Raw genomic sequence first — 14,494 nt, 5'->3', positions numbered from 1 at the left:
TTACAGTCAGCTGAGACCACATCAATATAACGGTGGGCTAACACCTAATGAGTCAGAGCGAAGATACTGGCTTGAATACAAAACCGTGGCCAATTTTAGTTGACCACTACATAAGTGCTTTTATATAGGGTTTACGGTCTACATACCAAAAGTTGAACGAAAAGACTTGAGTATATACAAAGGAAGCTCATTTGCACTTACTCAGCGACGTGATATTCCCGATGATATAAAAGTAAAGGTTGGCCGAATACTAGGGCAGCAATATGATGAATTACACTTTCAAGGAATTCGGCATGGCAAAAATAAAGCAGAGCTAGGCATAGCCTCTCGTTATGGTGCAAGTTACTCCGAAAATAACATGGGTTTTGGTGAAGGTAGAACATTCTATATGGTCGATCTTCTGGAAAGATCACCTGACAGAAGTTTGTTTGTGATTGAAGAACCTGAAACATCATTACACGAACATGCAGAATATGAGTTTGCAAAATATCTCATTGATGTCTGTAACCGTAAACATCATCAGATAATATTTACTACACATTCCGACAGGATGCTGAAAGCGATGCCTTCGGAAGCTAGGTTAATGTTATATCGTGACATCAATGGGGTTAGCAGCTTTGAAGGGCTATCTTCAACTAGAGCAAGGGCTATGCTTTCGCTTGGAGAGCAAAAGGAACTTATAGTCTTCGTTGAAGATGACTTCGCGGCTCTATTACTAACAGAAATGATTCGGTGTATTGATCAACAAATCTTAAGTGCGATTAATATTGAGCCTGTTGGGGATACAAAAGCTGTGCGCAATGCGGTCAAGCTCATGGATCAAATTGGCAAAAAGAGCCTCGCTGTTCGAGACGCAGACACAGGCCCAAGTGTAAAGGACAAGCTATACTCGTTTCCTGGAACAATGCCACCTGAAAAGGAGGTTTACCAAAATGATGCTGTCAGGGAAATGATACAAAATAGTTTTGGTGTTGATGTTAACAATACATTGGCGCTACGCGATGTTGATGATCATCATTATTTTACTCAATGTCTAGCACATGAAGCATCAGCAAATAATGATTACTTCAGGGCTGTTGCAATAAATTGCTACCTTGATGATATCGGTGAGGTGGCATTTGAAGAGCTTGTCGGTGTAATTAAAAACAGTGCCTAACACACATGTAACAAGGTGGTGAATTGGAATTTGGGTAAGCTGTCTCCTTTCTGCTTGCGCATAAAAGCTGCCATCTTACCCAAAATCATTACCACGGCGCTGGGGGATCAACTGTACCATCCGCGAAGTAAAAACCTATACAGGTGAATGATACAAGCCAAAAAGCCAATACCTTCGTTCGAAGGCCTACATATTTTTGTCAAAAATGACTTTAACTATGGTTGAGTTCTATTGTTTACAACAGTGGAGGCTGGCGGTTTACCGAGGGCGCTGAGTTACTATGAAGCTAACCTATGTAAAGCTCGCTAAATATAATTGAGATTAGTTCAGATGACGCAAGACGGCGCTAGACTCAGGGGGAGTCTAACGCTGTCTTCAGGCTTAGGGTAACGCTTGGCTTATGAGCGTTTCTTCCACAGCATCACGCCGGCGACGATGATCACCAGGGCGATGATGGGGAGTAGGTCGTTGAGGTGGTGGAACAGACCTATGCCATTGTGCCCTGGGTGTGCCCAGGCCGCCGCAGGAAGAAGGCTAGCGAGTAGCAGTGAGGCTTTTTTCATTGTAATACTCCATTTATGTTTGGTTTTATTCATCGGTTTCCAGCTCTAGTTGCATCAGCAGCAATTCTTCCCCTTCGATGATACGGGTCTCATAGCTGTGACAACTAGGACAAATGACACTTCGTTCCTTGATGGTATGAGTGCTTTGGCAAGCCTGGCACTCGAGCACCAATTCCTGATGTAGAATTTCCAGTTCCGCCTCTCTGGCGCGCCCCTCCAGCTTGAAGGTCTCAAACGCGGTCGCCAGTAGGGCGGGTTCGACGCCGCTGAGGACGCCGATCTTTATCACCACCTTAGTGATCTTGCCCGCCTGATTGGCGATGGCATGCTGTTCACACTGTTCCAGCAGGGCGGTGACAATCGAATACTCGTGCATTAACAGATCCTTGGCAGCAGTTCACCCTGGGGCAGATCGAGGTAGCGACTGCTGCCCCATGGGGTCTTGAGCACCACTTTGCCCGGATGGGTTTCTTCCACATGGCCTATGATGGCCGCCTGCTGGCAGTGGCCGTAGCGCTGGATGATCTCCAGTGCACCTTCGGCAATCTCTCCCGGTACCGCCAGGATGAAGGTGCCTTCGTTAGCCAGGTCGTGGGGCTCGAAGCCATAGAGCTCGCATAGGCCTTTGACCTCGTCGCATACGGGGATCTTGCTCTCCTCGACATTGATGCCGACATTGGAGGCGCCCGCCCATTCGTTAAGCACAGCAGCCAGGCCACCACGGGTGGCGTCGCGCATGGCATGCACTTCTATGTTGCAGGCGATCAACTGCTCGACCACGGGCCAGAGGTTGGCGCAGTCGCTGACCAGCTCAGATTCCAGGGTGAGTCCCTCGCGGGCCATCAAAATGGCGGCGCCGTGGCGGCCGATATCGCCCGAGACCAGGATGGCATCGCCGGGACGCAGGTTTTTCACCGAGATCTGCGGCTTCAACACGCGGCCTACGCCAGAGGTGTTGATAAACAGGCCATCGGCGCAGCCCTTAGGCACTACCTTGGTATCGCCGCAGACGATGCGAGTGCCGCTCTTGTGCAGCTCCTCGGCCATGCTATCGACGATGGTTTTCAGATCCTTGATGGCAAAGCCTTCTTCTATGATGAAGCTGCAGCTCAGATATTGAGGTTCGGCGCCCATCATGGCGAGATCGTTGACCGTCCCGGCAATGGCGAGCTTGCCTATGTTGCCACCGGCAAAAAACAGCGGCGAGACGGTGAAGGAGTCTGTGGTAAAGGCGGCCTGTCCCTCGAAGTGGAGCAGGGCGGCGTCTTCTTCACTCGCCAGGATAGGGTTGTTGAATGCCTTGAAGAAGATCGACTTGATCAGACGATTCATCTCCTTGCCGCCACCGCCGTGACTGAGTTGTACGGTTTTTTCATTATCGGCCATGATTAGACTCCGTTATAGCGGTAATAGGCGTTACAGGCGCCTTCCGAGCTGACCATGCAGCTACCGAGCGGCGTTTCCGGGGTACAGCCGCGGCCGAAGACCTTACAGTCTTTCGGCTTGGCAATACCCCTAAGGATGTCGCCGCACTGGCAGGCCTTGTGATCGTCGATATCGGGCACGTTCAGCTTCTCACGGTAGATCATCTCGGCGTCGCGGTGGGCAAACTCAGGCTTTAGCATGAGGGCAGACTCGCCCAGCGGCCCCAGACCGCGCCAGCGGAAATGTGGCCTGATGGTGAGGTATTGATCCACCTTCTGCTGGGCGTGCACGTTGCCTTCCTCGCTCACGGCGCGGCTATATTGCACGTCTAACTCCGCGACGCCATCGACCTTCTGCTTGACGATGCGCAGGATAGATTCCATCACATCCACAGGCTCAAACCCAGATACCACTACGGGCGTGCCATATTGGGTCACGGCCGGGCGGTATAGCTTGGCACCCGAGATCACGCTCACGTGAGCCGGGCCGATAAAGGCATTCACCTTGGCCAGGGGATCGGCCATCACGGCGTCGATGGCAGGCGGCACCAGCACGTGGTTGATATGAAACAGCAGGTTATCTATCCCTTGCTTCTCGGCCTGTTCGATCAGCACCGCCGTCATGGGCGTCGAGGTCTCGAACCCTATGGCGAAGAAGATCACCTGCTTGCCAGGGTTTTCCTTGGCGATGGTCAGGGCATCCAGCGGATCGTAGAGAGGGCGAATATCGCAGCCCTTGGCGCGAAACTCTGCCAGACTGCCGTTGGAGCCGGGCACGCGGATCATGTCCCCAAGGGTCACCAAAATTACGTCTGGCTGTGAGGCCAGGATGGCGGCGTGGTCGATGCGCTCTTTCGGCATGACACACACGGGGCAGCCGGGTCCATGCACAAACTCGATATTGTCTGGCAGTAGCTGGTTGAGGCCATATTTCATGATGGTGTGGGTATGACCGCCGCACACCTCCATGATGTAGATGTTGCCGTCATGCTTGGCGGCGTGCAGGGCGATCTCCTTGGCCAGATTGTGTATGGTTTCGGGATCTCTAAAGCCCTGATATAGCTGCTTGAGCGCTATCATGACTGGGCCTCCTGCTCATTCATCTTTTCGACGATCTCCTGATACAGGGCCAGGCTCTGTTCGGCATCGGCCTTATCTATTTTGTTCATCACGAAGCCGATATGGATAAGCACATAGTCGTCGAGCGCCAGCGGCTCATTCATCAGGTGGCTGCTGACCTTACGCTTGACCCCCAGGGTCTCGACGGTGACTGCCTGCTCGTCGGGATGCAGCGCCACAATTCTCGATGGTATAGACAAACACATGATTAAACGCTCCTGTGGCTATTGAGCCATTCCACTACGGCTCGCATGCTGTCGCCATCTTTGATGGAGGTGGTGATCACCTCTGCCTCTGGGTTGAGGCGTTTCACCTGGGCCCTGGCTTCTTCGACGCTAAAGTCGAAGTGTTGCAGCAGATCGGCCTTAGTGATCAGTACCAGGTCGGCCTTGCGGAACATTACCGGGTATTTCTCAATCTTGTCGTCGCCCTCGGGGACAGAGACCAGCACTATGTTGTAATGGGTACCCACATCGTAGGAGGCGGGGCAGACCAGGTTGCCGACGTTTTCCACGAAGCAGATGTCCAGCGGGGCCAGATCCACGTGATGCAGGGCGTCGTGCACCATGAAGGCGTCCAGGTGGCAGGCCGAGCCGGTCTGGATCTGAAAGGCGGGGATCCCCTTGGCGGTGAGGCGGTCGGCGTCGCGGGAGGTTTCAAGATCGCCTTCGACCACGCCATAGTTTAAGTCTGTGTATTCTTTGAGGTGTTCAAGCAGTGTGGTCTTGCCGCTGCCTGGGCTGCTCATCAGGTTGAAGGCGGTGATATTGTGGGCCTCGAAATGGGCACGGTTGTGGGCCGCTTCGTGGTCGTTCTTGTCGAGGATCTTATGGATGACAGACAGGGTCTTCTTGTCATTGAGCTGAGGATTGCTACGAACCGTGCCGTGGTCGTGATGATGGGAATGACCGTGTGCGTGGCTATGATCATGCTCATGGCTATGATCGTGGCTGTGATCATGGTGGTGATCATGCTCATGGCTGTGATCCCGGGTAATAGAGCAGCCGCAGTCTTTACACATAATGAACTCCATAAATCTAAGGCGTTTATGCCATTTTGCGCTAGGGACCCGGTGACTTCATTGACCCGGGTCAGTTTTAGGCAAAGTCCTGTTAATCAAATTGGCTCAAACCGTTAGCGGAATGCGTTTTCCGTCGACGTTTGCGCCTCGTTATCTTGGTGAATGGCGTACCAGAGTTGCCCCAGGGCAATGCCGCCATCGTTAACCGGTACCTGATGTGAATCCAGCACCTTAATCTTAGACATGCTCAATCGTTTACGTGTCTCGCTGAGCAGATAGCGGTTTTGAAATACGCCGCCGCAAAGCGCCACGCTAAGGGCGCTATGTTTACGCGCGCAGTCGGTAACCGCCTGTGCCAGGGCGTTCATGAAGGCGCGGGCGATAAGGCTTATGCCATCGGGCTTGTCCTGCCAATGCAGCAGGGCATCCACCATCTGTGCCCATAGAGAGCCTAACTGCCATACGCCGTTTATTTCGCTTAGGCTGAAGGCCAGCTCGGTCGCCGCGAGCTCGCTCTCTAGCTGCGCCTCGCTGACTTCGTTGGCCTTGGCTTCTATCAACATGCCAGCTTGCCCCTCAAACTGGGTGGTCTGCATCAGACCGAGCAGGCAAGCAGTGGCGTCGAACAAACGGCCGATGGAGCTGGTTATCTGCGTGGCGACGCCTTTGTGCCAAAGTGTATGCAGGTTGCCGATAAGGCTCGTAGGTAACTCGCTGAGCGCCTTGAGTGGCAGGTTTTTAAGGGTTTCAGGCGAGTAGCGTTCAAACAGCAACGCCAGCATAATGCGGCGCGGGTCTTTAATTGCCTGTTCGCCGCCGATCAGCGCCATGGGGCTCAGATGGGCGACGCGCTGATAACCTGACACATCGGCGATCATGGCTTCGCCGCCCCAGAGCTGGCGATCATCGCCTAGGCCCGTGCCGTCGAAACTAAAGCCCAGCACCTTGTCGACTCTTTGATTTACCGCCATCACGCTCAGAATATGGGCGTAGTGATGCTGTACCTGAGTGAAGGCTATGCCCTGGGCTTCTCTTTGCTGCTGTGCCCAAATCGTCGAGGCGTAGTCGGGATGTTTGTCGCTCACCAGATGCTTGGCACTAAATTGATAGAGACGCTTAAAGGTCGCCAGGGTATCGATAAAATATTGCTCCGCCTCCAGGCTGAAGAGATCGCCGATATGGGGGCTGAGCACTAGGTTGTGGTCAAATCCAAAGGCGATACTATTTTTTTGCTGGGCACCAACGGCCAGGGTTTCTTGATGGACTTGCTCTGGTAATGCCAAGGTCAGCGGCGCATAGCCACGCGCCAATCGAATAACCTGCAGTTTGTCATCTACCATCTGCACTACGCTGTCGTCGCAGCCGTTGAGGATCTCGCGGTTATGATCCAGCACGGCGTCGACCACCTCGCCAAGCAGCGCGAAGATATCCTGGGCATGTGTGATGATGGGCTCACCGCTGCGATTGGCACTGGTGGCCACAAGGGGGCGATTGAGCCTAGCCAGTAGTAGATGATGCAAAGGCGTGTAAGGTAGAAATAGCCCGAGCCTGTCTATGCCAGGGGCCACGGCTGGGCTCAGCGAATCACTGTTGGATGCCTTTTGTAGCAGGGTGATGGGCCGCTCGGCGCTTTGCAGCAGTTGCCATTCTGCCTCACTGCCGCTGGCCAGTGTCTTAGCCATCTTGAGTGAGGCGCACATCACGGCGAAGGGCTTAGCCGGCCGCTGTTTGCGCTGCCTTAGCTGCATTACGGCATCATCATTGGTGGCGTCGCACACCAGATGAAAACCACCGAGACCCTTGATGGCCAGGGTCTTGCCCTGGGCCAGCATCTCCACGGCGAGATCCAGCGCGGCATTGCGCTCACCAAGCAGACGCTTATCTTGTGCCAGTAGGCTTAGCTGCGGGCCGCAATCTGGGCAACTCACCGGCTGGGCGTGGTAGCGCCTGTCCAGTGGATTTTGATAGGCGGATGCGCAGGCATCACACATGGCAAACTTGGCCATGGCGGTGTTGGGCCTGTCATAGGGCAGGGCACGGATCAGCGTGTATCTGGGGCCACAGTTGGTGCAGTTGGTAAAAGGGTATTGGTAGTGACGGTTGTCTGGATCCATTATCTCATCGAGACACTCCTGACAACTGCTCTTGTCCGCTGACACCGCAACTACCGCCTTGGCGTCGGCCTGACTATGTGTGATTTCGAAGCTATCACAGTTTTCTAGCGGGATCTCAATTTGACTCAGGCTGTCGATGCGCGCCAGTGGCGGTGGTGTTTGGGTAAGTGCTTCAACAAAAGTCTCAATCGCTTGCGCTGAGCCTTGTAGCTCCACAGTGACGCCCTTGCTGTGGTTAAAAGTCAGACCCAGCAACCCAAGTTCCGTGGCCCAGCGGTAAACGAAGGGGCGAAAACCAACCCCTTGTACGATACCTGTGATGTCCAGCCTGACGCGTTTGGTCGTCTCTATGGACGCTTGCTGTTTGGCAGACATGCTATAGCCTGCGTTTTTTGAGCAGTAGGGCACCGATGGCATGGTTATTACCATCTATCTCCAGCTGCTGGTTGTGTTTAAGCGGGAAGTTCTTACCAATCCTCAGGGCGACCCGTTGACACAATAAGGGGTTAGCCCATTCGCTACCGGCTAATGCGACTGACTTCACCCCGAGGTTGAGATCCAGGTGTTCAATCCAGTTTGCCAGATAGTCGGCGAAGGAGTCATGCATGCCGAAGGCTAATTTCTGGCTGTCCCTGTCGTCGGCAAGACGGAAGCTGATTAGCGTTCCCAATGTCTTACACCAGTTGAGGCTGCGATAGGCTTCGCCGCGGGTAAGGGGGTAGTCGATGCGTGGCGAGTTGCTGCCGCGATGGGCCATGGCGGCCGCCATTAGCGCATCGTTAAGATCGTCCACGCTTAACGACCGGCTCTTAAGACCCAGAATCACCGCGCCAACTGCCCAGAGGGCGCTTAGACTATGACGTTCTGTGGGTAATTTTAGATCTAGCAGCCTGAGGTAGTCTTCGGGATAGCGCTGCTTAAACTTTTCCAGCACCTTGCGTTGAGGGCTCTGCTCCAGCTGATGATAGATCTCATACCCGGTTTGGGGCAGCTCGGGCAGCGCGAAGAAACGCTCGGCTTCGCACTTGCCATCTAAGGTGTAGATCTGTCCGCCATGATCACGGCTTAGGTAGATGATGGCGCTGTTTTTGCCCAGACCATGCTCGAGATTAACGCTGTGCAAGGCGCACAGGGCTAGATCGTCATCGCCTAGGATAGCAGGTGTCATGTCGCCATGACGGCCTTTGACTTCATTACCTTGTTCCAGCAGGTAGTGGCTACCCTGTTTATCGCTGTGGCTCGCGTAATAATAGGTGTTCTTACCCGCCAACAGTACCTTGTCATGTAGCGGTTGCTTAGGCGAGTCGATACGCAGGCTCGTTGGCATGTTGCTGTTGATGTCGGCCCATTGGCCGTCGATATAGGCGAGTGGTTTTCCTTGGGCTGAGTCTGCTAGATAAATCCAATCTGTGCCGCGCTGGCGTAGATGCTCGGCCAGGATCACCAACAGGCGGTTGTAGGCGAAGCAGAGATCGTACAGGGGCTCGCTTAACTTAGGATGATCCTTTATGGGACGCACGCAGATGAGTGGTTTCTCTATGCTTGATAGCGCCAGAATCTGCGGGTCGCTGAGGTGGAACTGGGCATTTAAGGTGTTCGGATTACAAACGAGCAGGCGAGGGCGCTGACTGTTTCCATTGGGATTGTTGTCAATCGGGCTCAGGCTTAGTTGAATGCCGCCTGCTAGTTTGAGTTCGCCCTGAGTCATCAGAGTGTGATACATGGCCTGAATATCACCTGCAGTGAGGCCACGATATTCTTGATGGATACGTCGCTCGCCATGGCAGCAGTTGCAGGCAAGATCCAGTTGGCCAAACTCTGGTGCTTGATTATCGCCAAAGCGTGGAGCGCACTGCTGGCAAAATTCCTGAGTCATAGGTTGGGTAACCAGTGGTTCAGTGCTGCCGCTTGGTGCGTCGACCAGAGCAATGCGAGAATCGGTGAGCCATACGGAGATCAGAAAATCTTGGGCGATCTCATCGGCCAGGGTTTCCAGTTGGCTCTGTTTGCCCTCGGCCTCGATAAAATAGGCACCGCCTTGGTAACCAATATGGATGTTTAGCTCACCATAATTTAGGTATCGGTTACATAAATGCGCGTAAAGAGGCACCTGGCGTGAGCAGGTAAATTCAAATTTGATTGTCTTCATCTAGGATAACACCGCGCTTATAAGAATCTGGAATGAGCGTTTCAATGGCTAGATCCTTGACTCGAGTGATCTCGAAACCTAAGGATTTGAAGTGTTTGAGTATTGTCGTTTCCATTAGGGGAACGGCGGCGGCGACACTTGGGGTGAGTCCCAGTGTCATGGGTTCGAGCACTGTTGGGGTACAACCCAGTACGTAGGTTTTCGGTCTGTCTCCGACCATCTCCATCATGATCAATGTTTGTAACATCTCTACCTCGTGTGCGCTTCCTTGCCAATCGATCTCACTGGGAGCCTTGTCGAAATCGAAAAAATAGACCTCTCCTGGGCCGACGCCATGGGCGTTGACCGTATCTACCACCACAAGATAGTCGTATTTACAGATAATGGGAATTAGCCCTTGGGCTAAGGTACCACCATCCATCACATCGAGTTGATGTGACGGATGGCTAAAGTGATAGTTTTCTTGCAGGTAATTGACAAAATGTACGCCGATCCCTTCATCGGCGTACAGCACATTACCAATACCGAGTAACAGTATTTTCATGGCGCCCTTATTTAGTGTTTCTTAGGATGGTAGTCATAGCCAGAGACGATGGAGTCTACCGAATTATGTTTAAATCTGATGCCGGTCCAAACTGCCATATAGACGTGGATCACAACGAAGATAATAAACACCCAAGTAAAGTAATGGTGCCAGATCCGTACCTGAGCCAGGCCACCCATGGCGCCAGTCAACCATGCCGCCATGTCGGCTAACATGCCGCCGAGGCCGAGATGGTAGACATTGGCATACAGTGCCAAGCCAGTGATACAGATGAGGGCTGCTATCACTGATACGGCAAAGTAGGTGACAAACTGCAAGGGGCCGTATACTCCTTTCTTGTCCAGGTGTCCCATCCACAGATAGGACTTGAGCTGCACTATCCAGCTGTTGACGCTGGTGACGTCCTTGAAGGAGCGCCGCTCAATGTCACTCTTGCTGAAGAAGAACAGATAGGCCCTGGCAAGCGTGATGGCACACAGCACGAAGCCGAAGATTAGGTGGGCGAACCGCACCCATCCCTGTACCAGCACATCTGAGTTGCTTGGCGCCACCAAGAATGGCCAGGCAATATAGAAGCCTGTGATGACAAGAACCAGTATGGAGAGCGCTCGCAACCAGTGGAAAATCCTGATCGCGGCGCTGAAGATAAAGGCTCTCTCATAGGGTACATTGGTTGTAGCCATGAGTTGCTCCTTAGTTATTGCCATTTGGGTCGATACGGAACTCACCCAGATCTTGGCCCTTATAGTCCATTACATGTACCGAACAGGCCATACATGGGTCGAACGAGTGGATGATACGTATCACTTCCAGTGGTTTAGTCGGATCTTCTAGCTTGAGTCCCACCAGTGCTGCCTCATAAGGACCCACCTTACCGGCGGCGTCCACAGGGCCAGCGTTCCAGGTAGTGGGGACCACCGCCTGATAGTTCTCCACCAGGCCGTTCTTGATACGGATCCAGTGGCTGAGCATGCCGCGCGGCGCCTCGATCATGGCGTGGCCGACATACTCCTTGTTGGGATCTATCTCTGGTAGCACATAGGTAGACTCGTCAACCAACAGGTTGTTGATCAGGGCATCGAAGGTCTTGAGACCCTCTTCGGCTACAATCACTGTTTGTAGCATGCGCGCCGCGGTGCGCCCAAGGGTAGTGAATAGGGCTTCAACCGGCAGACCGGTGACTTCCAGCAGGCCGTTAACCGCATCGACCACCACCTTGTTGCCGCGGGCGTAGCTGACCAGCAGGCTAGAGAGGGGACCCACTTCTACCGGCTCGCCTTGGTAACGAGGCGACTTCACCCAGCTGTACTTGCCGTCGCCATCCAGGGTTGGCAGCTTGCCGTAGACGGTGTCGCGCTCCACAAAACCTGTGTAGTTAGGCACTGTGGTACCGTCATAAGGATGCTGTGGCTCGTTGGCATCGTACCAGGCGTGGCTCACGTCTTCTTTAATCAGATCTGGGTTGATGTCGGTGACATTGGCCAGATCGCCGTTCATGATCACACCTTGGTCGAACATGTACTGACCATCGGCTAACACGAAGTCATTGGTGGCCAGGAAGTTCTTCACGTTGACGCCGCCCAGCACACTAGGCTCGCCGCCGAAGGCTTCGGCTGCCATGACGATATCGGCCTTATAGGCACGGTGGATAAAGTCGGTCACTATGGCGTGCTTCTGTTTCCACTCCTGCAGACGGGCAGGACTTAACATGTCACGCACAGAGGTGACACCACCGACGACCAGTGATTGTGGATGGGGCTGTTTACCACCGAAGATGGCCAGCATCTCGGCCGCAACGCGCTGGACTTCCAGTGCCTTGAGGTAGTGAGACAGGGCGATCAGGTTCTGCTCTGGAGTAAACTTATAGGTGCCGTTGCCCCAGTAGGCGTTGGCGAAGGGGCCAAGTTTACCGGTTTCGACGAAGCCTTTAACGCGCTCTTGTACCGCGCGCAGTTCACCCTCGCCGGCGGCGATAGGCTTGTCTGTGTACTTGAGGGCCACCTGTGCGGCGGCGGCCGGATCGGCACTCAGCGCCGAGACCACATCTACCCAGTCAAGACCGTGTAGGTGGTAGAAGTGCACTATATGGTCATGCATGTAGAGGGATGTCTGCATGAGCGAGCGAAGGTATTTGGCGTTAAGCGGGATCTTTACCCCTAAGGCGTTTTCCACCGCCTCGGTACCACAACGATAGTGTGAATAGGTACAGACACCACAGATACGCTGCACGATCAGGCCAACGTCCATCGGCGTACGACCCTTGAGGATCACCTCGATGCCGCGCCACAGGGTGGAGGAGGACCAGGCTTTTTGAACAACATTATTTTCGTCGACTTCGACCTCGACGCGCAGATGGCCTTCGATACGAGTGATAGGGTCGATAACTACACGTTTGCTCATTGAATTAGTCCTCCTTCGAATTGGCAAATACGCTGGCAACAGCATGAGCGCCGATACCTACAGCTGTGGCACCCAAGATCACTGCGCCGACGGTATCGGCCGTTGCGTCCAGCCCGTGAAGGAGCTGTCTGCCAAGGGGTTTTTCAAAGTCGGCCATGTCGTCCCAGAAGTTAGGCTCGGAGCAGCCCATACATCCGTGACCCGCAAGTACTGGCCAACTGGTGTGGTGATTGAATCTTTCTGTGGGGCAGTTGTTATAGGTATAAGGCCCTTTACATCCCACCTTATAGAGGCAGTAGCCTTCTTTCGCGCCTTCATCGCCGAACTGCTCGACAAATTCACCGGCATCGAAGCGACCACGACGCTCACAGTTATCGTGAACCCGTGCGCCGTAGGCCCACTTAGGACGGTTGAACATATCCAGCGCAGGCAGTTTGCCGAACATGATGAAATACATCAGGGTGCCGACAATGTTCTTCTCGCTAGGTGGGCAGCCACCTAAGTTAACCACTGTCTTGTTAACTACCTTATCGACGCCTTTGGCGCCGGTCGGGTTAGGGGCGGCGGCCTGTACACCACCGAAGGAGGCACAGGTACCGACTGAGATGATCGCCGCGGCGCCTTCGGCGGCGTGGTGGATGATCTCAAGGCCAGTGTGACCCTTACAGCCAACGGTGAGGAAGGCACCGTTGTTGGCGGTAGGGATAGCGCCCTCTACGGCCAACAAGTAGTTACCCTTGTAGGCTTCCAGTGCGTGTTCCAGGTTCTCTTCGGCTTGCCAACCGGCGGCGGCCATCAGGGTTTCATGGTATTCCAATGAAACGTGGTCGAAGATCAGCGAGTCGAGGTTAGGGGTATCGGCACGCACCAGAGATTCTGAGCAGCCTGTACATTCGGCCATGTGCAACCAGATCAGTGGCACCCGGTCGGCCAGCTCGGCGGCTTCGGCGACTAAGGTGCTAAAGGGGAGCGGTAACGCCAACATGGCGGTGACGGCGGCGCTCCATTTCATAAAGTCTCGGCGGGTGATGCCATGCTCTTCCATCTTGTCTTGCAATGTCTGAGCATGACGAGGCGCCAAGCGACGTAACTCTTCGAGGCGTGCTTGGCCTTGTTGATATAAGGCGGCATGTGTGTCCATGGTTAACCCTTTGTTTTCATTTTGATGCGAAAATGTAGTGGCACGATTCAGTAACTTAGTTTAGGCCTCAAATTCGGCGCGATTGTTGATGTATGTCAACATTTAGAAACCTTGTGATTCGCAAGGGCTTTTAAGCTTGCATAGGTATGAGCTGGATCAAGTTTATTTAAAAACATGGGACAAAATGTCCTATTTCCTAACAATATTGGGAGTCAGCTCAAATTCTTGTGCTGTTACGCAAATGTTTGTTTTCTTTGCTTATAAATAAAATTGGTTAAAACTTCGGCTTTTTAGACCAACCTTAATTACACTTAAGGTGCGGACACGATTAAGGAGTCAGAATATGGAATCGATGAAAGTCGTTGATTATATGGATCGCCAACCGGTGTTATTACAGGCAGACATGACACTGGCGGCCGCGGTCGAAAAGCTGCTCTCACAAAAAAAATTAGGCGCAGCCGTGGTCGATGCACAGGGTCATTTGGTGGGGTTTTTGTCGCAACAAGATTGTTTAGCCGTGATGTTAAAGAGTACCTATCATTGCGATCTCACCGCCAATGTGAGTGACTGCATGCGCACCGACGTGCTGACTGTCTCTAAGGATGAGCCCATCATCAGCCTGGCCGAGCAGATGCTGCTGCCAAAGCCAAAGATCTATCCGGTGATCGACCAGGGCAGGGTGGTCGGCATCATAGACAGAAATGCCGTGCTCCGGGCGATCAACACCTCAATGCAGGAGTGTTATCTTAAACCTGCCTAAGTTAATGCTTATGTTCACCTTTTTATCTAGCATTCTCATGCAGTGAGCCGGATAATCGGGTGAACAAATTCGCCCCTCTGGGGCGATTTTTCATATCAAAATG

14 protein-coding genes are annotated in these 14,494 nt (G+C 53.3%); 2 read left to right on the top strand and 12 right to left on the bottom strand.

Annotated elements, in window-relative coordinates; genetic code table 11:
* The first annotated feature begins 166 nt into the window (after positions 1 to 166).
* Positions 167 to 1,156, top strand: coding sequence for an ATP-dependent nuclease (locus L2731_RS18410; protein ID WP_249254787.1), 990 nt, complete (start codon positions 167 to 169; stop codon positions 1,154 to 1,156).
* A 398-nt stretch (positions 1,157 to 1,554) separates the two neighbouring features.
* Here L2731_RS18410 and L2731_RS18405 read toward each other — a convergent pair whose 3' ends face one another.
* The 12 genes from L2731_RS18405 to hyaA form a co-directional block, all read right to left on the bottom strand.
* The gene (locus L2731_RS18405) at positions 1,555 to 1,719 is read right to left on the bottom strand and encodes a hypothetical protein (RefSeq protein ID WP_181006099.1); all 165 of its coding nucleotides are present in this window, start codon (positions 1,717 to 1,719) and stop codon (positions 1,555 to 1,557) included.
* 25 nt (positions 1,720 to 1,744) lie between these two features.
* Positions 1,745 to 2,095: a hydrogenase/urease nickel incorporation protein HypA gene (gene hypA / locus L2731_RS18400; RefSeq protein WP_249254786.1), complete on the bottom strand. Its 351-nt coding sequence runs from the start codon at positions 2,093 to 2,095 to the stop codon at positions 1,745 to 1,747.
* Entirely contained in the window at positions 2,095 to 3,105 is a 1,011-nt protein-coding gene (gene hypE, locus L2731_RS18395; protein WP_249254785.1) for a hydrogenase expression/formation protein HypE, read from the bottom strand. The genes hypA and hypE overlap by 1 nt, the downstream gene beginning before the upstream one ends.
* 2 nt (positions 3,106 to 3,107) lie before the next feature.
* Complete coding sequence (gene hypD, locus L2731_RS18390) at positions 3,108 to 4,223, bottom strand: hydrogenase formation protein HypD (protein WP_249254784.1); 1,116 nt, start codon at positions 4,221 to 4,223, stop codon at positions 3,108 to 3,110.
* Positions 4,220 to 4,468, bottom strand: coding sequence for a HypC/HybG/HupF family hydrogenase formation chaperone (locus tag L2731_RS18385; protein WP_239886386.1), 249 nt, complete (start codon positions 4,466 to 4,468; stop codon positions 4,220 to 4,222). Before L2731_RS18385 ends, hypD begins: the two co-directional genes overlap by 4 nt.
* Positions 4,469 to 4,470: 2 nt before the next feature.
* Positions 4,471 to 5,283, bottom strand: a complete 813-nt coding sequence (gene hypB, locus L2731_RS18380; protein WP_249254783.1) for a hydrogenase nickel incorporation protein HypB — start codon at positions 5,281 to 5,283, stop codon at positions 4,471 to 4,473.
* A 113-nt stretch (positions 5,284 to 5,396) separates the two neighbouring features.
* A complete protein-coding gene (hypF, locus tag L2731_RS18375) occupies positions 5,397 to 7,772 on the bottom strand; it encodes a carbamoyltransferase HypF (protein ID WP_249254782.1) in 2,376 nt (791 codons plus the stop codon).
* A 1-nt stretch (position 7,773) separates the two neighbouring features.
* On the bottom strand, positions 7,774 to 9,546 hold the full coding sequence (locus L2731_RS18370; protein WP_249254781.1) for a NiFe hydrogenase: 1,773 nt from the start codon (positions 9,544 to 9,546) through the stop codon (positions 7,774 to 7,776).
* Positions 9,527 to 10,090 (bottom strand): HyaD/HybD family hydrogenase maturation endopeptidase, encoded by a 564-nt coding sequence (locus tag L2731_RS18365; RefSeq protein WP_249254780.1) that lies wholly within the window; start codon positions 10,088 to 10,090, stop codon positions 9,527 to 9,529. The genes L2731_RS18370 and L2731_RS18365 overlap by 20 nt, the downstream gene beginning before the upstream one ends.
* 11 nt (positions 10,091 to 10,101) lie before the next feature.
* Entirely contained in the window at positions 10,102 to 10,773 is a 672-nt protein-coding gene (cybH, locus tag L2731_RS18360) for a Ni/Fe-hydrogenase, b-type cytochrome subunit (protein WP_249254779.1), read from the bottom strand.
* A 10-nt stretch (positions 10,774 to 10,783) separates the two neighbouring features.
* Positions 10,784 to 12,490, bottom strand: a complete 1,707-nt coding sequence (gene hyaB, locus L2731_RS18355; protein WP_239869776.1) for a nickel-dependent hydrogenase large subunit — start codon at positions 12,488 to 12,490, stop codon at positions 10,784 to 10,786.
* Between the two features lie 4 nt (positions 12,491 to 12,494).
* A complete protein-coding gene (hyaA, locus tag L2731_RS18350; protein WP_041511451.1) occupies positions 12,495 to 13,631 on the bottom strand; it encodes a nickel-dependent hydrogenase small subunit in 1,137 nt (378 codons plus the stop codon).
* Between the two features lie 343 nt (positions 13,632 to 13,974).
* Here hyaA and L2731_RS18345 point away from each other — a divergent pair, with 343 nt between their 5' ends.
* Positions 13,975 to 14,391, top strand: coding sequence for a CBS domain-containing protein (locus L2731_RS18345; RefSeq protein WP_011865564.1), 417 nt, complete (start codon positions 13,975 to 13,977; stop codon positions 14,389 to 14,391).
* Positions 14,392 to 14,494: the final 103 nt, after the last annotated feature.

Source organism: Shewanella aquimarina (assembly GCF_023349185.1).
In the GTDB taxonomy this organism is placed as follows: domain Bacteria; phylum Pseudomonadota; class Gammaproteobacteria; order Enterobacterales; family Shewanellaceae; genus Shewanella; species Shewanella aquimarina.
The sequence above is the reverse complement of the archived record's forward strand: the minus strand, read 5'-3'. Positions and strand labels throughout refer to the sequence as shown.

What these genes read in the sequence shown, in the direction of transcription:
- hypA (WP_249254786.1), bottom strand. Translation starts at nt 2,095, where the DNA reads ATGCACGAGTATTCGATTGTCACCGCCCTGCTGGAACAGTGTGAACAG.
- hypF (WP_249254782.1), bottom strand. Translation starts at nt 7,772, where the DNA reads ATGTCTGCCAAACAGCAAGCGTCCATAGAGACGACCAAACGCGTCAGG.
- L2731_RS18385 (WP_239886386.1), bottom strand. Translation starts at nt 4,468, where the DNA reads ATGTGTTTGTCTATACCATCGAGAATTGTGGCGCTGCATCCCGACGAG.
- L2731_RS18405 (WP_181006099.1), bottom strand. Translation starts at nt 1,719, where the DNA reads ATGAAAAAAGCCTCACTGCTACTCGCTAGCCTTCTTCCTGCGGCGGCC.
- hypB (WP_249254783.1), bottom strand. Translation starts at nt 5,283, where the DNA reads ATGTGTAAAGACTGCGGCTGCTCTATTACCCGGGATCACAGCCATGAG.
- hypD (WP_249254784.1), bottom strand. Translation starts at nt 4,223, where the DNA reads ATGATAGCGCTCAAGCAGCTATATCAGGGCTTTAGAGATCCCGAAACC.
- hyaB (WP_239869776.1), bottom strand. Translation starts at nt 12,490, where the DNA reads ATGAGCAAACGTGTAGTTATCGACCCTATCACTCGTATCGAAGGCCAT.
- L2731_RS18370 (WP_249254781.1), bottom strand. Translation starts at nt 9,546, where the DNA reads ATGAAGACAATCAAATTTGAATTTACCTGCTCACGCCAGGTGCCTCTT.
- cybH (WP_249254779.1), bottom strand. Translation starts at nt 10,773, where the DNA reads ATGGCTACAACCAATGTACCCTATGAGAGAGCCTTTATCTTCAGCGCC.
- hyaA (WP_041511451.1), bottom strand. Translation starts at nt 13,631, where the DNA reads ATGGACACACATGCCGCCTTATATCAACAAGGCCAAGCACGCCTCGAA.
- L2731_RS18365 (WP_249254780.1), bottom strand. Translation starts at nt 10,090, where the DNA reads ATGAAAATACTGTTACTCGGTATTGGTAATGTGCTGTACGCCGATGAA.
- hypE (WP_249254785.1), bottom strand. Translation starts at nt 3,105, where the DNA reads ATGGCCGATAATGAAAAAACCGTACAACTCAGTCACGGCGGTGGCGGC.
- L2731_RS18345 (WP_011865564.1), top strand. Translation starts at nt 13,975, where the DNA reads ATGGAATCGATGAAAGTCGTTGATTATATGGATCGCCAACCGGTGTTA.